Genomic DNA, 18,042 nt, shown 5'->3' with positions numbered 1-18,042 from the left:
ATAATAATTCTCCCATTGTACGGCCGTAATCCCCTGGCCTTGCTGCCTGTGCAGTTACTGTATTATATATGTGAAATTTCTGGTATGATATGGATTGTATCAATGCTTATCATTACACCATTGTCAAAAATTATTCTATATCTGTTAGAATCTCTGATACAAATATATTGATATTTTCATAACAATGACCTTAAAGCACATAATAATCAATATTTTCCAGTCATTTTATGTTATAAAATTTATATTAAAATGAATGGCTCTTTTTATATATACAATAAATTTATATTGGAAATTGGATTGTATATTTCATGCCGGTATATGAAGTAGGAAAGGATCTGGATGAAAAGACAAAGGATATGTCAAGAGCAAGGCAATCGCTAATAGAGGAAATGCAGGCAATAATGTTCTATGATGAGAGATTGGATGCATCAAAGGATCCTGTATTGAAGGAAGTAATAAAGCATAACAGGGACGATGAAAAAGAACATTTCTCATTGCTGCTGGAATACCTCAGGAGAAATGACCCGGAACTTGACAGGGAATTAAAGGAAATATTATTCTCTAAAAAAGAATTAAAAGAACTGGGAGATTAAACATTTAAGAAAACCTATTTATTTTATTTTACATTTAAGTTGACTTATGTTTGAAAATAAAATTTCAGGAGCAACGGTAATTATAGATGGGAGCAATGTTGCTCTTTACGGGCATAAAGATTCTGATAAGAAAACTGCCGTGCTCGGCAATATACTGGAAGTTATAAGAAAATTGAAAGAATTAAAAGCCTCAGAAATTATAACAATATGTGATGCCAATATCAGGTACATTATAGACGAAAAAGATAAATTTAACCGGATGCTTGCAAACAAAAAGCTAATTCTCTCTCCATCAGGAATAAAAGCAGATACATTTATACTTGATTATGCCCGGGAAAAAAATTGCCTTATAGTCTCGAACGACAAGTTCAGGGAATACAGGGATAACGACTGGGTTAACAAAAATATAGATAATATCACCCTTGGTTTTATTTTTGTTGGCGGTGATGTAATGCTGGAACCTGTAAACGGAGTTAAATCTGGCAAAAAGAATAAAGTTGATAAAAAACAATCCGGATGGTGGCATTTCTTTAAAAATAAACAATGATTTTTATTATATAATTTCCAGAGTTTGATACGGGATAATGTTATATATATTATTTTAATACCAAGTTGGAGATAGCCTCGTGAGTTAATAATAAAATAATATTCAATTAATAACCATTATGATCGGGGGTATTTTCACCAGCGGGTGAATCATAATGGAAATGGGAATTAAGGATGAAAATGTAACGAATTCAATTCTGGAGGCAGAGGGAATATATTTTTCATACGACAATGGTTATGATGTATTTGAAAATATAAATATTGAAGCTGAACCCGGAAAATTTATTGCTATTATAGGCCCATCGGGAATCGGGAAATCAACACTTTTGCGCATATTAGGCGGATTTTTAAAACCGGATAAAGGCATTGTCAGGTTAATGGGAAAACCATTGTATGAACCTACTCCGGAGGTTGCATTGATTCATCAGTCTATAGTAACATTTCCATGGATGGATGCAAAAGAGAACGTCATGCTTTCCATGAAGACAAAGAATATGACAAAGGATGAAATGGAAGAGAAAGCCACAGTGTCATTGTCAAGGGTCGGGCTTGATGGTTTTGAGGATTTATATCCGAAGGAAATGAGCGGGGGAATGCGCCAGAGGGTTGCAATAGCAAGGGCTTTTGCTGCAGACCCATATGTCTTTCTCATGGATGAGCCATTTGCGCATCTTGATGAACTTACCGCTGAAGGTCTAAGGCAGGATATATACAACATACTTTTCAGCGGAGAAACTCCACTAAAATCAGTTATAATGGTCTCACATAACCTTACAGAAGTTCTGGAACTTGCAGATGAAATATATATATTGAATAATATACCCGCAACTGTTATCAGCAAAGTACAGGTTACGATGCAAAGGCCAAGGAGCCCGAGAAGTGATGAATTTAATGCAAATTTAGATATGCTTTATAGCTATCTGACACCGCCGAGGAAGAAGAAATGAGGTGTAATTATGGATGCGATAATACTAATAATACTGGCTGTGCTTGCCACAGCAGGACGTGTAATCGGGCTCATACTGCTTTCCATACTTACAGGCTGGTTTCTGGCATATGCCTCAATTAAATCCAAATTCTTTGAGAATATATATATCATTCTTATTGAAGTATTTGAATCAATTCCGGTAATTACATTCTTTCCAGTTGTTCTGGTGATATTCATTACACATGTTGGCGGTACACTGGGTGTTGAACTTGCCGCAGATTTTCTGGTGTTTACCGCTGTAGTATGGAATATCTGGATGGGAGAGTACCAGGCTTTTAAAACGGTTCCCCGTGAAATGGTTGAAGTTGTAGAAAACTCCAGATTCGGTCTATTCTCAAGGCTACGGTACCTTTATATTCCTTTTTCTGTGCCACGTATTACTGCAAACCTCTTTCCAAGTGTGTCCAACGGTTTTTTTTATATAACTGTCAGCGAAGTTTTTGAGGTGGGTGTACATACATACCAGACCTTCGGCATAGGGTCAGTACTGGATACATTTGTAGCCGGTGCACAGCTCTTTAATATAGAAATGGCGCTTCTTATACTGGGCATAGTAATAGTGGCAATTGTTATTGTATTAAGGGAATTCAGCAAATACGCAGTTGGCAGGTATACACTGGATACAGATGCCCCTGTAATGAAACGTGGCAGGCTAAATCTAAGGGAAACAGCAAGGGTTTTTGCGGCACTTTCAAAAAATCCACTCACAAGGCTGGCAAGATACTATAAATACAGAGAGGGCGACAAACATGAGCAAACATATGAGAAGAAGGAAAAGAAGCAGAAGAGGTATAAATACATCTATGCTTCAATTGGCATAATCATATTGATTGCTTTATTATACGGCGTTGTCTCTTTAATAATTTCAGTCAAGCCATCAGAATGGAGTATATTATTCAACAAAACCCCATTTCTGTTAACAGGGCTGGGATTTGACTATGTCCGGGTGGGATCAATACTTCTGGTATCCATGGTAATAGCTATATTCCTTGGATATTATCTGGCTGTGAATAAAAGGGCAGAAAAATACTGGATACCGATCATACAATCTTTGAGTGCTTATCCGGCTCCTATTTATTTCCCATTTCTGTTTATCTTGACAGAACCATTCATGTTAAGTTTATTTGGAGGATTTACCAATGAACTCTACGTGTTATCGCTCGGGTTTGTCAGTACCTTTTATTATGTATTCTATTCCTTCTGGATGGGGGTAAAGGCAATGCCATCTGAATATTGGGAAATTACAAAAAATCTCAAACTCGGGTATTTCAAAAAAATGAGAAAGGTAATAATTCCTTCTACATTCCCATATCTCATCAGTGGAATATCATCCACAATAAACAGTGCATGGGGAGGGTTAATGATAGGAGAATACTGGCCAAATATATATGGCACGCATTCCCTTTCTGTACACACCGGGCTTATGAAAACTATAGATATTGCTACTGCCAACGGAGACCTGACCCTTGCGGCCTGGGGGTCCTTAATATTCGGCATAATAGTAGCTATTTACTCTGTACTGTTTACAAGAAAAATGATGGATCTTGCACAGAAGAAATATGTTGCTGAAGAGGGTGTTTACTCGGCTTGATACGCCTCAAAAACTATGCCTTTGTATAAGTATTGCCCTCACAAATTTGCCGGGTTACTGATTTAAGGCCATCTGTTCCTGTTTTAGAAAAGAAGCTTCTTTCCATACGATCGTAAGCTCACCAGCAGCCCCAAAATGCCATATGATATTGAAGTGGAGCCTATATACCGTATTATTGGAATCTACGCTAAGGATAATAAAAATGCCTGTTATTATATATTATATAGAACTCAATTCAATAATTGTATATATTAAAATTATGCAATTATAAGCACATTATAAAACATTAATATTATAAACGCAGATTATATATACACTTTATGGATGTAATTGACCCCGATGCAAGGATAGCTGACCTGCTGGGATTGCTTTATGTACTTAATAACATATTCGATGGAAAAACTGACCTTTATCAAATGGAAAAGGAAATGGAAGTAGACCTTGACGATTTAATGCCAATAGTATACACCGCATCAAATATTGGATTGGTGAATGCAGAATCCGGAGATATATCGATATCACAGAAGGGAATAGAATATATAAAATCGGGAATGAATACAAGAAAGCAAATTATACGGGATTCGCTTAAAAATATAGAGCCATTTAAAACTGCTATTTCTATGAGTGAATTCACGCTTGAAGATATAATAGATAAGCTTAAGGAAAATGATGTGCCTACATTCAACAACCCGGACGGAACTCATGACCTGGAGGTAATACTTATTGAATGGGGAATTTATTCCCGCCTTCTGAAAAAAACAGATGATGGTTTCCAGGTTATTGCCTGATCTCGCCTATTCTGTTGTTAAAATACCCTGCATTCCTATCTATAAATAGTCAGGAATAATCCTGGCAACCATTTTTACAATGTTTCTGGCACCATCAGAAACCTCAAAGTCAGTGGCCGAGCCATGAATCATTCCTATCCCCCTTATTCCAACTGCCCTGACTCCCGCTTCCCTGAGTTTTTTAACATATGTTTCTTCAGGGTCTCTCAAAGGGTCGTATTCATTAGTTACCATTATGGCTGGTGGAAGATTTGAAAAATCATCGGCAACAAGGGGCGAGAAATATGGATTTATCAGATCCTGCATATTTTTTGAATACATATTTCCGAAATATCTTATCATCTTTCCCGTTAAGACATAGTTATCGGAATACTCAATAAAAGATCTGGAGAAATTATCCGGTGCAAGGCTTGGATAGAACAATACCTGTACAGCAGGCATTTCAGTTTTCCCATCACGGCATTTCAGGCATAATGCAGCTGCAAGATTTGCACCGGCACTATCACCGGCTACGCCTATTCTGCCTTCTATTCCAAAATCTTTCTTCTTTTTAGCTATATAATGGAACGAATCATAAGCATCATTGAAAGCATCTGGAAATTTATGTTCCGGTGCCAGTCGGTATTCAATAGATATAATCTTAACCCCTGACTCCTTAGCAAGGAAGCGGCAATAATTATCATATGTTTCAATATTGCCGAAAAGAAAGCCTCCACCATGGTAATATAAAATAGCTGATTTTGCATTATTATCATCATACATTCTGGCATTCAGTGTGCGCCCATCCAGTTTTATTTTATAATCTTTGATCTCTTTTATCTCCACTGGCGCCCCCCTGGAGCTCAGTGAGGATTCGTCAAGGAAATTTCTAAGCATAGCAGGCTCTATTTTCGTCATATCTCCCGCACTTTTTGACAATTCTATAAGCGAATTAAAATCCGGATCTACCATATTCATTAAATTCATAACAGTATTTCAATTTATAGTTCTCTCTGTTATAGCCTGTATGAAGTATTACTGGCCCTGGAATATGCCTGTAAAAATTAGATTTATATTGTAACAAAATAAATATATGCTTTTTAGCTTTATACCCCTATGACAGATACAATTCCGGAAAAACGCAATGGGCATCCGTATTATATGTATGATATGATCAGGGAAACGCCAGAATCCCTTGAAATTACAAGAAAAACCATGGAAAATACAGATTATTCATTTCTATCCAGCAAACCTTTGCTGTTTACAGGAAATGGCACGGCATACCACGCAGCCCAGATAGGCGCAGGATTCCTGTATAAAACGGATTTAAAATACGCATTTGTCCAGTCATATGAACTTTTAAATTATTATGTCCCGGTTCATGGAACCGTCGTTGGAATATCAAACAGTGGAAAAACAAAATCAACCATAGACTCCCTCATATACCAGAAAAAATTTTCGTATATAGTGGGAATAACACATTACCATGGAACACCCATGGAACTCATATCAAATAAAAGCATAGTTATCGATGCTGATGATAAATCACTCTGCAATACAAAATCCTTCTTTGACAATGCCATTGCATCTATGTACATTGCTTCGAGATATGCAGGAATTGACATGGACATTGATAATACCATAGAAACACTGAAGGGGCTTGTAGCATCCCTGGATTCAACTGTAAAGAAAATCGCACATAACCTTTCATACGTCAACAGGATATTCGTACTGGGCGCAGGTCCGGAAGAGCCTGTAGCCAGGGAAGCTGCACAGAAAATAAAGGAAGCTACACATATACACGCGGAGGGAATAGAACTTGAAGAATTTATTCATGGGTGTACATCGCTCATAGATGACAAGTCGCTTTTGATCATAATTAACAGCAATACAGTTAATTCAAGGACAGATGATATAGTAAGGGCATGTAAAGTAGTAGGTACAAAGACCGTGGTAATTAACGGAGATGGTGATTATTCCATAGATTTGCCGGACTTAGGGGACGAGTACATAAACGCACTTTTAAATGTCCTTCCATTGTATTATCTGGCATATTATATGGCGGTGGAACAGAATGTAAACCCTGACTTATTGAGATTCGATGAAGAAACATATAGAAAATTCGATGACATAGTTTTTCCACCGGGGGCACATTAATATTAAAATTGATATTTTAAGCATAATTTTTATTGATAACTCTTATATATGCTATTATAATCAAAGCCCATGGCAACAGAGATGTATACGGAATATATAGCCAGCGATACTGCTTTTTCAAAAATGGCTTCGCATATACATCATCATAGCAAGATAACCACAGTTTATAGTTTGCCAGATAGTATTTTGAATTATAGTGGTTATTTTGAAAATGGAAGATCAGAAATTAAGTGATATTGCCTACTCCATCAGGAAATCATGCCATGATTCTGGATATTCGGAAATATTCCCTCCTGCATATGTAAAATCTGATAGGATAGGTGGATTCAGGTTTATATTCAGGAATGATGTGTATGTCCTTGAGCCCGATATTACCCTCAGGTTAATGAACAACCGTTTTCCTGGAAATTCCAGGGTTTATTATATTTCACGGCAGGCAGACGAATTTCTCGGTGAATCACTCAAAGCTGGATTGGAAATTATAGGGGCAGTTCCAGGTGAGGCAAATATAGAAATATTGAAAATGGCCATAAAAATTCTGGATGACCTGGGGATAAGGGATTACAATATTGATATCAGCATTACAGATGTTTTTGACCCATATAGGAAGAAAAAAGATGGAGACATAATTTTAAATGCAGTGAAAAACAGGAACTATCCACAGCTTCAGAATATGGATATTGATGGCATGGATAAACTGTTTCAGATAATGGACACCAGGACAAGGAATAGTGGCATACCTGAACTGGACAGCATATTAGAAGAAATAAATGATCCACGGGTTATTATAGACCTCGGGACAGTGAGGCAACCTGAATATTACCGTGGCCTTATATTCGAGATCTATGGAAGGCACGAATTTCTTGGAGGCGGTGGAAATTACGTAATTAAAAAGATGAATGGATGTGGCTTCTCGCTTGATTTGCAGGCATTATCAAAATTATACGGAGATGTGCAAAGATGAAATTTGTAATACCAAAAGGCAGGTTGATGAATGATTCCCTGGCATTCCTTCAAAATGCAGGGATAAAAATAAATATCGATGATGACAGAAAACTCATGTTCTACCAGGATGGCAATGAAATTATATTGCCAAGGGCAAGGGATGTACCTGTATATACAGAATATGCAGGAGATATAGGCATATGCGGTTCCGACACACTTTCTGAGAGCAGGAGCAGGCTGTTTACGCCATTGACCCTGAATTTCGGGAAATGCAGGCTCAGCTTAATTGCTCCGGAAAAATACAGCATAAAAGATTTTGAAGGGCTTGACATAGCCACAAAACACCCCAATATTACCCGGGATTATTTCTTTTCCATGGGCATAGATGCAAATATAATACCTTTGAACGGTTCCCTTGAACTTGCACCGGAAACAGGGATAGCCGATGCAATTGTGGATGTGGTCCAGACCGGAGAAACCATGAAGAAGAATAATCTGGTGGAAATACAGAAAATAATGGATATCTCTGCAATTCTGGTGGTTAACAGGGTATCACAGAAAATAAAATATAAGGAAATAAATAATTTTATTGAAAAAGCAGGTGGATTAAATGGAAATAGAAGAGTATGTAAAAAATATATTGAATGATATTAAATCGGGCGGCATTGATGCAGTTTCGGAATATTCCAAAAAATTCGACGGCTACGGGATGCCATTTAAAGTTCCTGAAAGCGAATTTGCCGAAGCGAAAGAATTAATACCGGTATACCAGAAAGACATAATAAACAGAACCTATAAGAGGATATATGAAAACCATGCTATACAGTATAACAACGATAAGGTGCGTTTTTCCAGGGGATCTATATATGGAATAAGATACACGCCAATAGAAAGAATAGGAATGTATATACCTGGAAAAAAGCCTCTGCCATCTACCGTAATGATGATAGGGATTCCGGCAAAAATAGCAGGCGTCAGGGATATTGTAATTGTGTCTGCTCCGGAAAGCAATGGCAGGGTAAATCCATACACACTTTATATAGCTGGCCTTCTGGGCATTCATGAGGTATACCGTATCGGAGGTGTGCAGGCAATAGGGTCAATGGCATACGGCATTGGAATGAAAAAGGTTGATAAAATATTCGGCCCCGGGAATTCATATGTAAACGAGGCAAAGAGGCAGGTCTATGGATTTACCGGGATAGATGGCTTATACGGCCCATCGGAGGTTATGGTAATATCTGATGGAACAGCAAAGGATGAATATATACTGGCTGACCTCAATTCACAGCTGGAACATGGCATAACATCAAAGGCATGGCTGCTCACCACCGGCAAAGCCATTTCCACTGCCGGAAATGAAAGAATAGAGGTAATGGTTTTCGAAAATATGGACGAACTCATATCAAAGGCAAATGAAATAGCTCCGGAGCACATGGAAATACAGGCAAAAGATCCAATGGGAATATTCAGCAGGATAAAAAATGCCGGTGCAATATACATAGGTGAGTATGCCCCTGTGCCAGCTGGAGATTATTTCCTTGGTGTAAACCACCTGTTGCCAACCGGCGGGACATCCAGATTTTCTTCAGCACTTACAGTGGACGACTTTATGAAAAAAACATCCTTTGCCAGCGTATCCAGGGAAGACTTTATGGCTGATCGTGAGCTGGGTCTGGAACTGGCAAAAATAGAAGGGATGCCACTTCACTATAAATCTATGGAGGCAAGGCTATGATAAGGGAGACGAAGGAAACTGTGATAGAGGTGGATATCGGTTCAGAAAGTACAATAATAGAAACAGGGGATAAGATACTGGACCATATGATGCGCACATTGTTCTTCTACATGGGCAGGAATGCAAAAATTAAGTGTTCCTATGATCTCAGGCACCACCTGTGGGAAGATCTGGGTATTACAATTGCCATGGAGCTCACAGCCTTAAAGGGCGAAAAACCGGTAAAGAGGTTTGGAAGTGCAACAATGCCTATGGACGAATCACTCATAATGGTTTCTTTAGATATTTCAAGGGCATACATAAATTTCCAGGTTGATTTCAGGGATGCAGAGGGTTTCGAGTTGAACCTCCTCTATGAGTTCCTGTGGGCACTTGCCAGGACAATGCCCATGACACTGCATGTGATTAAGTTCAGTGGCACAAATTCACACCACATAACTGAAAATGTCTTCAAGGCTTTAGGGGTAGCCCTGGGAAATGCACTGGAAGGAACTGAATATACAAGGAGCACGAAGGGGATACTGTGATAGCAATTATCGATATTAATACAGGAAACCTTTCCAATATAAATAGAATAGTCAGGGGAAAAGTAACCAGCGATCCATATGAAATAGAAAAATCTGAAAAAATAATTTTTCCGGGAGTGGGGTCTTTCCAGTATGTATCACAAATTATTAAGCCTATTAAGGATCTGCTGGTAGAGAGAATAAAGTCCGGGATTCCATATCTTGGAATATGCCTCGGGCTGGAAATCCTCTTCGAAAACAGCGAAGAAGGCCCCGGCAACGGATTAGGAGTATTCAATGGAACTGTAAAGAAGTTTAATGGTGTAAAAACTCCCCATATGGGATGGAATACAGTAAATGTAAAATCCCCTTCAAAGATTATGGAAGGCATAGGGAATGACTCATTCTTTTATTTTATGCATTCCTATTATGTCCCTGAAAATCAATATACAGTTATGGAGACAGAATACGGAAATAAATTTGCTTCAGGAATCGAAATGGGAAATATCTACGGGGTGCAGTTTCACCCTGAAAAATCTGGAAACGATGGCATAAGGGTATTGAAAAATTTTGGAGGTTTGAAATGATAGATATATATCCTGCTATTGATATTTATAATGGTGAAGCAGTATCCCTTGAAAACGGGAAGATAGAAAAAATTGAGTCATTTGGAGACCCGGTAAAATTTGCACAGAAATTTTCTTCAATCTCGGGCAAATTGCATATCGTTGACCTTAATGGGGCCTTCACAGGAAATCCTGCCAATACCAATCTTATCAAAAGCATAAGGAAAAATGTGAAATCTTTTATTCAGGCAGGAGGTGGCTACCGGACAATGGAATCCATCGAAACAGGCTATAGCCTTGGAATTGATAGCATTATAATAGGCACAGCTTCCCTTGATAAAAAAATTCTGGAGGAAGTTTCAGAAAAATATAAAAATATAACCATCAGCATAGATGCATACAATGGCTATATCAAATACAACGGATGGGCAGATGGGGCGGGAATCAGTTACCGTGATTTTTATTCCATGGTAAAGGGCATGGCAAACCGTTTTATATTTACGGCAATAAATAGCGATGGTACCGGGCATATAAGCAGGATAGAGAAATTCTGGGATGAAGGATATTTTATGTATGCCGGTGGCGTAAACTCGATTGATGACCTGAAGAAACTTGAAAGTATGGGGTTTAATGGTGCCATAATTGGTAAGGCCCTTTATAATGGGAATATAAAAATAGAGGAATTAAAATGCTTGCAAAACGAATAATAGGGGCACTGGACATTGCCGGTGATAGGGTAGTAAAAGGTGTAAACTTTGAGAATGTAAGGGATTCCGGAGATCCTATCCAGCTTGCTAAACGCTATGAATCGGAAGGAATTGATGAACTTGTATTCCTCGATATCCGGGCAACCCGTGAGAAAAGGAACATTATGAATATGCTTGTTGAAAGGGTTGCCTCAGAGGTATATATCCCATTTACAGTAGGAGGCGGGTTAACGGATATAGAAACCATGGTAAAAATAATAAGGAATGGGGCAGACCGCATATTTATTAATACATACGCAGTTGAACACCCTGAAATAATAGGTGAAATATCGGATAGAATTGGTTCAGCCAATACAGTTATAGCAATAGATTCAGGCAGGCATAATGGAAATTATTATGTATACACCCATGGAGGAACTTTGAATGCTGGAGTTGATGCAATTTCATGGGCACAGAAAGCAGAGAGCCTTGGTGCAGGGGAGCTTCTGGTTACCTCTATAAACACAGATGGCACAAAGAAGGGATTTGATACGGAACTGATTGAAAAAATAACCGGAAGTGTCAATATACCTGTTATTGCCTCCGGTGGTGCCGGATCACCTGCAGATTTCCTTGGTGCATTCCAGGCCGGGGCGGATGGGGCACTTGCAGCTTCCATCTTCCATGAAGGGAAGTATACTGCAAATGAGATCAAAAAATACCTGAAGGAGAATGGTGTAAATGTCAGATTATGATTTAAAATTTGAAGGGCTCATGCCCGTTGTTGTACAGGACAGTGAGACAAAAGAGGTTCTAACGCTTGCATATATGGATGAAGAGGCATACCGGAAAAGCATGGAAACAGGCCTCATGCATTATTATTCAAGATCTAAGCAGCGGGTAAGGATGAAGGGGGAAGCCAGTGGAAATATACAGGAAATAAAGGATGTTATGATAGACTGTGATAATGACTCCCTCTTATTCATGGTAAAACAGAAGGGTGCTGCCTGCCACCTGGGAACCAAAAGCTGCTTCAGGGAAATTGGAACTCCGGTTGTTGTGGGAAATATAAATTATTCACTGGAAGTCCTCCTTGAACTTGAATCATTAATAGCTAAAACCAAAAACACACCCAGGAAAAATTCATACACAACGGAACTTTTTGAATCCGGAGAGGAGAACATAAAGAAAAAGGTTGGTGAAGAAGCAGTTGAATCAATACTGGCACAGGGCAAGGACAGGATTGTATATGAAACTGCAGACCTGCTATACCATCTTCTTGTATTCCTCTCATACGAAAATATAAAACTATCCGATATAATGGATGAACTATCAAAAAGGAGAAAAAATTAAAAGTTCAGGAGACAGCATGCCCCCTGCGGCTTGAAATTTTTGATTTTTCTATTCCCTTTCCGGATAATCTTTCCATAGACTGTTGTAAATTTTCAAGGAATATATCGGCAAGGTCCCTGCTAAAGCCTTCGCGGACTACAACCCTCATAAGCACCGTATCCTTCGCATTATCCGGCAGGGAATATGCCGGTACAATCCAGCCATAGCTCCTGATTGCGGCGGAGAGGTCGAAGAGGGTGTAACTGCCAGCTTTCTTCTGCCTGAACGTTACAACAGGTATATGTTCTGCCCTGCTTACAACCTCCAGCTCCGGAAATTCCCCTATTTTATCTGCAAGATATTTCGCATTCTTCATTATATTTTCCGCTATATTGCGGTAACCTGATTTTCCAAGCCTTATTATGTTATAGTACTGTGGTGCTATGTTTGCAGCACTTTTAGAGAAATTAAGCGTATATGTGGGCATATCATCTCCAAGGTAATTAACGTAAAATACCAGATCATCGGGCAGGTCGGCTTTATCCTTGAAGAGAAGCCATCCTATGCCAGGATACACAAGCCCGAATTTATGTCCTGAAACGTTTATGGATTTTACGTGGCTGAGCCTGAAATCCCATTCAAGTTCCGGTTCTATGAAAGGTGTTATGAAACCTGCACTTGCAGCATCCACGTGTATTGGAATATCTAAACCTTTTTTAGATTTTAATTCTTCCAGAAGTGAATTTATGCGTTTAACATCATCAAAAGCACCTGTAAAAGTTGTTCCAAGCACTGCACCAACAGCTATTGTATTCTCATCAACATTTTCTATAAGCTTTTCGGGGTCAACCACCTTTGTGTTTGCATCAAGTGGGACTACCCTTGCTTCAACATCAAAATATTTTGCAAATTTATCCCATACCACATGTGTATCGGCACCAAAGACAATGTTGGGCTTTGACGTATCCTTTTTCAGGGCTTCCATTTTAGACTTCCAGTTCCACTTGTGTGCCAGCAATGCCAGCATTATAGATTCAGAAGAACCTATTGTTGATGTTCCGGTAAAATCTTTTCCCTCCGGCGCATTGTAGAGCCTCGAGAGTATATTGACAATTCTCGTTTCTTCCTTTTTTATCTGGGGGTATTCGAAACTATCTATGAAATTTTTATGTGCATTTTCCATATACAGATTTTTTGCTTCCGGTTCCATATATGTTGTAACGAAAGTTGCCAGATTTAATTCTGGAATTCCATCAAGCTTTAATTCCTCATGTATCATTTCATATGCAGCCCTGGACGCCATTCCCTCCTCCGGAAATTCAAATTCAGGCACTGGATTATTAAAATCCCTGTTGCTATAAGTTCCATAAATCTTTCTTTCAGGATTCATCTTTCTAGATACCATAATAATGAATAGGCAGATAGTATAAAACGGTATACGGTTGTATCATATAGACATTATTTATTTTTCTTCATTGTGGAAACTCTTGCTCTCCGGAATATTTCAATACCTGGCTTAACAAGCAACTGTATGCTCGCGGCTATGAAAAGGTATACTCCATAGAAGTAATCTGCCTGGCTTAAAAATAATATGCTGCCACTTAGAAACTCAAGGCCTATTGCCACATCATTGCCTATAGCGACCCAGCCATAAAACTTGCCTGCTCTCTGCTTCTTTATTTCATTATATTCGTACCGGTTTATAGCCGAAATTACCCTGGTATCACTCAAGAACTCTGCGCTGTGCAAGAACAATGACGCCAGAAGCCCGCCGGCAGCCATGCCGTTTATTGTTTCAATATAATTTAACCTCGAATTTTCCGGAAATTTTACGTATGCCAGGCCTTCACCTGTATTGTCTTTCATAGCCAGCACTATTTTTATAAACCACATGTCGCCAAGATATTTTTCATAATTATCAAAAGAAAATTGAACCTTATCCAGCCTTGTTTTACAGAAAGACCTGAATGGTACAGAGTAGTAAAAGTCCATGGATGACGCCATTGCCATAGCTATTCTTAAATTTATATACCTATCCTCTAATTTATTTATTATAATATTCATGTTAATAGAATCAATTATAGCCCTCCCTATTTTACGGGACGCATATATTATTTCCATTATTCCTGGCACGTTTTCGTCCGTGGAAAGAAACTTTATAATTGCGCTGTATAGGGATTCACGTTGAGATCGTGGCAGGTTCGAATCTATATTATTCAGATTGGTTACTTCAAGTATTTCATTATCGGAGCATGTATCCACAATTTCATTCTTAACAATGTCATCAAATATGCTATCTCCAAATATTGCAACAGAAATATCTTTAATTTCCTTCCATTTGAACTGGATTCCCATGCCGTTATCCTGCAACATATGGAGAAAATAGAGATGGGTACCAGTGTCCACGTGTTCCAGCATTATACCTTATCTGTATTGATTTATAAAACTTTTTATTACACTTTTGAAATAATATTGGTTAACTGCATTAATATAGTTCAGGGATGTTATGCGACCATGGAAACATTGAAATACAACATAGTATGCTGGTTCATGAAATATAATAAATAGATGCCATGCAGTATTCATTGAAACAGGCAAATATGCCACAAATAATAATATAATCATCTTGATATTGCTGCTATTATTAAGTATTATGCAATTATTTATATACATCTGGTTTATACTTTTTGAATGACAGAAAACGAAACTGGAAGTCAAATTAAAATTCCCGGCAGGTCAGTGATTACAACACTTTCCGCTATGGGGTATTTTCTGGATGGTTACGATTTGAGTGTGATATCCGTATTTACCCTTGTGCTTGTTACATTTAAGCCATTCCATTATGATCCATTTACGGAATCTTTTGTTACCGGCGCAGCACTTCTGGGTGCCTTTGTGGGTGCCGTTATTTTCGGGCATTTTGCCGATAATATTGGCAGGCGGTATCTGTATATATTCGATCTCATATTCTTCGCTGTATTTGCTATACTATCTGCGTTATCCACGAACATATATGAAATGATAATATTCAGGTTCTTCGTGGGCTGGGGAGTTGGAGCAGATTACGCTTTGAGTCCGGTATACACAACAGAAATGTACCCGGACAAAAAGAGGGGTGCAGGATATGGCTGGGTCTGGACATTCTGGAGCATCGGTGCAGGAGCGGCATTTGCAATCGGATACGTTTTTTATATGATAAACCCTCTTGTGGGATGGAGATATACACTGGCTATAGGTGCAATACCTGCAATAGTTACAGTAGTGTTAAGAACACGGATGCCAGAATCTGTGAGATGGGATATACTGGAGCCGGGCAAATCAAAATTATCCGCAAAAGACCTGGATTCAATAGCAGAACGGGTAGGGATTACAAAAGAGGATATAAAAGCTATAATAGCTGAAAGGGAGAAGGAAGAAAATATCGCCGCCGGTTCATTCACAGCACTATTTAAGGGGGAATATGGAAAACGTACGGCTATTATATGGTTCCAGTGGATACTCTATGATATAGCTGGATATGGTATAGGCCTTTATTCACCAATTATACTAACTACACTGGGAATATCACATAGTTCTTCACTACTGTTTTCCCTTATATTTAACATGCCGGTTGGATTCCTCGGTGCATTCGGTGCAGTAATGCTTAATGACAGGCTTGGCAGGAGGCCTTTGCAGGCTTTAGGATTCGGTGGAATGGCAATAGCCATGGCTATGTTCTTTATTGCATCCAGTGCGATAGCAAGCATAGGGATAATTATCGGAATTGCAGCATTTGTGATTGACTATGGCATAGGCAACCTTGGCCCCGGTGATACCATGGGATTATACGCAATAGAACTGCTTCCAACAAAATTGAGGTCTTCATCCATGGGTGGTGCTACAGGCATAACAAGGATAGCTTCTTTCCTTGCTGCGTTCATGTTTCCGCTTATAAGTGCATCACTGGGCAAATCATCGTTCTTCTTTATCCTTCTCGGTTTAATGGTTCTGGCCTTTGTATTTACAATATTCTTTACGCCAGAAACAAAGGGGTTAACCCTGGAAGAAATTGCTTTAGCATCCTATAAGCATGTCCATGGCGTGCCTAAACTCATATTGCCAGAAGCAAAGAAAGAGCAGTCATAAAATTAATCCCATAGATATCCATTCTTTTATTTGAGCTGTATAAAACTTTATAGATTCAACATCTTTTTCTTTTAAATTTTGCTCAATTTTCCATAGTGGTTCCGGCAAACTCTGATTATTGTCACTTTCATTTATTATCCTCATTATGGCAATAGATATAGATTCATATTCTTTCTGTTTATCTATCCAGTATCTGGGAAATTTAAAGTTAAGCACCGAATCCAGTATTGAAGATAGTTTTGGGACTGTTATTTCATTAATTATTGCAGTGTTTTTGCCTTTCCTTATTGAAAATTTTGGAGGTGGGATCAGAAGCAGGAAGTCCAGAAAATGTATAAGGCTATTTTTTTTGTCAGTGTCCAGTTTTTTATATATAAAATTCCCATTAAAGGCAATAGCTACCCTGGCCCCCTTGTCTTCCATGCTGTTTATATTTAATTTAAATATATCCAGTGCTTCACTTAATTTTGGATAGTCCCTGTTTGCTGGATAATATATAACTTTCCTTGTATTATAAAGAACCTTGATCGCCTGGGCCAGGTTGGATTTTAAAAGCACGGTATAATTTCCTATGGTGGCCTTAGTTTTCATTTCTAATACAAGTATAACTGTTCTATATAAAAACTTTTTAAAATAGGAATTTGTTAACTAACAATGAACAAATGATATGCATTAACATAATGGAAGGCAGCCATAGAAAAACCTATGGCATTATTGCTTGCTTGCTCTTCTGGCTCTCTTTAATCTTCTTATTTTCTTTTTTCTCCATTTCCAACGCATGTTTCCTTTCTTTTTCCAATCTCTTGAACTTCGTTTCAATATGTCACCTCAAATATAAATGTATATTTGGTATTATTTTTTAATATAAATACCTATTTTATTATTAAACCATTATTTATGGCTGCAAAGGGCATAAGTATCCGGTGTACCGGTGCAAGCAACATAATTATTAAATAAATTTAAATACTTCTGTCTGATTATTTCTAATGAAAGTTTTAGTATCATATGATGGATCAGAGGGGGCTAGAGAGGCGCTTAAATATGCCCTTGAATTAAAATGCACTGTTGATGAATATTATATTGTTTATGTTATACCCACAATAGTTGGAATCAGTGCGAGCTTCGATTCCTATATACCACAATCTGTTTATGAAGGGCAGGATAAAACTGCCGACCAGATCCTGGAAAAAGCAAAAAAAGTTCTGGATAAAGAAGAAGCTAAATACGAACTTATAAAGATAAGTTCTAATGGAGAGGAGATACCGAAAATCATTCTAAAAACAGCAGAGGAGAAAGGAATTAACTTAATAGTCACAGGCACAAGGAAATTGCATGGTTTCAGTAAACTCATACTAGGGTCTGTAAGTTCTGGAATTATAGCACACTCCAATATTCCAGTTACAGTTGTTCCCCCAAAGGAATAATTATTTTTATAAATTTTCATTTTTCCAGTTCAACTAGATTCATAAATGAAATTGTTTATATATTGTTTTAAAATAATG

22 protein-coding genes are annotated in these 18,042 nt (G+C 38.1%); 17 read left to right on the top strand and 5 right to left on the bottom strand.

Going from position 1 to position 18,042, the window contains the following annotated elements; genetic code table 11:
- Nucleotides 1–308 precede the first annotated feature (308 nt).
- The 5 genes from fad_RS07205 to fad_RS07185 all read left to right on the top strand — a co-directional run bounded on the left by fad_RS07205 (nucleotide 309) and on the right by fad_RS07185 (nucleotide 4,506).
- A complete protein-coding gene (locus tag fad_RS07205; protein WP_009886567.1) occupies nucleotides 309–593 on the top strand; it encodes a ferritin family protein in 285 nt (94 codons plus the stop codon).
- A gap of 46 nt (nucleotides 594–639) precedes the next feature.
- Nucleotides 640–1,140 (top strand): NYN domain-containing protein, encoded by a 501-nt coding sequence (locus fad_RS07200; protein WP_009886566.1) that lies wholly within the window; start codon nucleotides 640–642, stop codon nucleotides 1,138–1,140.
- 154 nt (nucleotides 1,141–1,294) lie between these two features.
- Nucleotides 1,295–2,086: an ABC transporter ATP-binding protein gene (locus tag fad_RS07195; protein ID WP_009886565.1), complete on the top strand. Its 792-nt coding sequence runs from the start codon at nucleotides 1,295–1,297 to the stop codon at nucleotides 2,084–2,086.
- 9 nt (nucleotides 2,087–2,095) lie between these two features.
- Complete coding sequence (locus fad_RS07190) at nucleotides 2,096–3,718, top strand: ABC transporter permease subunit (RefSeq protein ID WP_009886564.1); 1,623 nt, start codon at nucleotides 2,096–2,098, stop codon at nucleotides 3,716–3,718.
- A 320-nt stretch (nucleotides 3,719–4,038) separates the two neighbouring features.
- Nucleotides 4,039–4,506: an AAA-associated domain-containing protein gene (locus fad_RS07185; protein WP_081142921.1), complete on the top strand. Its 468-nt coding sequence runs from the start codon at nucleotides 4,039–4,041 to the stop codon at nucleotides 4,504–4,506.
- Between the two features lie 39 nt (nucleotides 4,507–4,545).
- Here fad_RS07185 and fad_RS07180 read toward each other — a convergent pair whose 3' ends face one another.
- Nucleotides 4,546–5,457 carry an alpha/beta hydrolase gene (locus fad_RS07180; protein ID WP_196795590.1) on the bottom strand — a complete coding sequence of 304 codons (912 nt, stop codon included), beginning with the start codon at nucleotides 5,455–5,457 and terminating at the stop codon, nucleotides 4,546–4,548.
- Between the two features lie 144 nt (nucleotides 5,458–5,601).
- On the opposite strand from fad_RS07180, the gene fad_RS07175 reads away from it, so the two are divergent.
- From fad_RS07175 to hisIE, 10 genes are all read left to right on the top strand, one after another.
- A complete protein-coding gene (locus fad_RS07175; protein ID WP_081142919.1) occupies nucleotides 5,602–6,642 on the top strand; it encodes an SIS domain-containing protein in 1,041 nt (346 codons plus the stop codon).
- A 69-nt stretch (nucleotides 6,643–6,711) separates the two neighbouring features.
- Nucleotides 6,712–6,876: a hypothetical protein gene (locus tag fad_RS09345; protein ID WP_155951143.1), complete on the top strand. Its 165-nt coding sequence runs from the start codon at nucleotides 6,712–6,714 to the stop codon at nucleotides 6,874–6,876.
- A complete protein-coding gene (locus fad_RS07170; protein ID WP_081142918.1) occupies nucleotides 6,854–7,606 on the top strand; it encodes an ATP phosphoribosyltransferase regulatory subunit in 753 nt (250 codons plus the stop codon). The genes fad_RS09345 and fad_RS07170 overlap by 23 nt, the downstream gene beginning before the upstream one ends.
- A complete protein-coding gene (gene hisG / locus fad_RS07165) occupies nucleotides 7,603–8,235 on the top strand; it encodes an ATP phosphoribosyltransferase (protein WP_081142917.1) in 633 nt (210 codons plus the stop codon). The genes fad_RS07170 and hisG overlap by 4 nt, the downstream gene beginning before the upstream one ends.
- A complete protein-coding gene (hisD, locus tag fad_RS07160) occupies nucleotides 8,198–9,325 on the top strand; it encodes a histidinol dehydrogenase (RefSeq protein ID WP_081142916.1) in 1,128 nt (375 codons plus the stop codon). Before hisG ends, hisD begins: the two co-directional genes overlap by 38 nt.
- On the top strand, nucleotides 9,322–9,852 hold the full coding sequence (gene hisB / locus fad_RS07155) for an imidazoleglycerol-phosphate dehydratase HisB (RefSeq protein ID WP_081142915.1): 531 nt from the start codon (nucleotides 9,322–9,324) through the stop codon (nucleotides 9,850–9,852). Before hisD ends, hisB begins: the two co-directional genes overlap by 4 nt.
- Nucleotides 9,849–10,418, top strand: coding sequence for an imidazole glycerol phosphate synthase subunit HisH (hisH, locus tag fad_RS07150; RefSeq protein WP_081142914.1), 570 nt, complete (start codon nucleotides 9,849–9,851; stop codon nucleotides 10,416–10,418). Before hisB ends, hisH begins: the two co-directional genes overlap by 4 nt.
- Nucleotides 10,415–11,104: a HisA/HisF-related TIM barrel protein gene (locus fad_RS07145; RefSeq protein ID WP_081142913.1), complete on the top strand. Its 690-nt coding sequence runs from the start codon at nucleotides 10,415–10,417 to the stop codon at nucleotides 11,102–11,104. The genes hisH and fad_RS07145 overlap by 4 nt, the downstream gene beginning before the upstream one ends.
- Nucleotides 11,086–11,838: an imidazole glycerol phosphate synthase subunit HisF gene (gene hisF / locus fad_RS07140; RefSeq protein WP_081142912.1), complete on the top strand. Its 753-nt coding sequence runs from the start codon at nucleotides 11,086–11,088 to the stop codon at nucleotides 11,836–11,838. Before fad_RS07145 ends, hisF begins: the two co-directional genes overlap by 19 nt.
- Nucleotides 11,825–12,436, top strand: coding sequence for a bifunctional phosphoribosyl-AMP cyclohydrolase/phosphoribosyl-ATP diphosphatase HisIE (gene hisIE, locus fad_RS07135; RefSeq protein WP_081142911.1), 612 nt, complete (start codon nucleotides 11,825–11,827; stop codon nucleotides 12,434–12,436). Before hisF ends, hisIE begins: the two co-directional genes overlap by 14 nt.
- Before the next feature lie 4 nt (nucleotides 12,437–12,440).
- On the opposite strand, the gene fad_RS07130 is transcribed toward hisIE, so the two are convergent.
- Both fad_RS07130 and fad_RS07125 read right to left on the bottom strand, forming a co-directional pair.
- Entirely contained in the window at nucleotides 12,441–13,820 is a 1,380-nt protein-coding gene (locus tag fad_RS07130) for a glutamate decarboxylase (RefSeq protein ID WP_081142910.1), read from the bottom strand.
- Nucleotides 13,821–13,873: 53 nt separating this feature from the next.
- Nucleotides 13,874–14,833: a YrhK family protein gene (locus fad_RS07125; protein WP_081142909.1), complete on the bottom strand. Its 960-nt coding sequence runs from the start codon at nucleotides 14,831–14,833 to the stop codon at nucleotides 13,874–13,876.
- Nucleotides 14,834–15,106: 273 nt separating this feature from the next.
- Here fad_RS07125 and fad_RS07120 point away from each other — a divergent pair, with 273 nt between their 5' ends.
- Nucleotides 15,107–16,540: an MFS transporter gene (locus tag fad_RS07120; protein ID WP_009886550.1), complete on the top strand. Its 1,434-nt coding sequence runs from the start codon at nucleotides 15,107–15,109 to the stop codon at nucleotides 16,538–16,540.
- Here the strand turns inward: fad_RS07120 and fad_RS07115 are convergent.
- Nucleotides 16,535–17,131 (bottom strand): hypothetical protein, encoded by a 597-nt coding sequence (locus fad_RS07115; RefSeq protein WP_081142908.1) that lies wholly within the window; start codon nucleotides 17,129–17,131, stop codon nucleotides 16,535–16,537. The two genes, fad_RS07120 and fad_RS07115, sit on opposite strands and share 6 nt — an antisense overlap.
- 120 nt (nucleotides 17,132–17,251) lie before the next feature.
- Entirely contained in the window at nucleotides 17,252–17,359 is a 108-nt protein-coding gene (locus tag fad_RS09585) for a 50S ribosomal protein L41e (protein ID WP_081142907.1), read from the bottom strand.
- 167 nt (nucleotides 17,360–17,526) lie between these two features.
- On the opposite strand from fad_RS09585, the gene fad_RS07105 reads away from it, so the two are divergent.
- Entirely contained in the window at nucleotides 17,527–17,964 is a 438-nt protein-coding gene (locus tag fad_RS07105; RefSeq protein ID WP_009886547.1) for a universal stress protein, read from the top strand.
- The last annotated feature ends 78 nt before the right edge of the window (nucleotides 17,965–18,042 follow it).

The organism is Ferroplasma acidiphilum, from assembly GCF_002078355.1.
Classification (GTDB): Archaea; Thermoplasmatota; Thermoplasmata; order Thermoplasmatales; family Thermoplasmataceae; genus Ferroplasma; species Ferroplasma acidiphilum.
The sequence above is the reverse complement of the archived record's forward strand: the minus strand, read 5'-3'. Positions and strand labels throughout refer to the sequence as shown.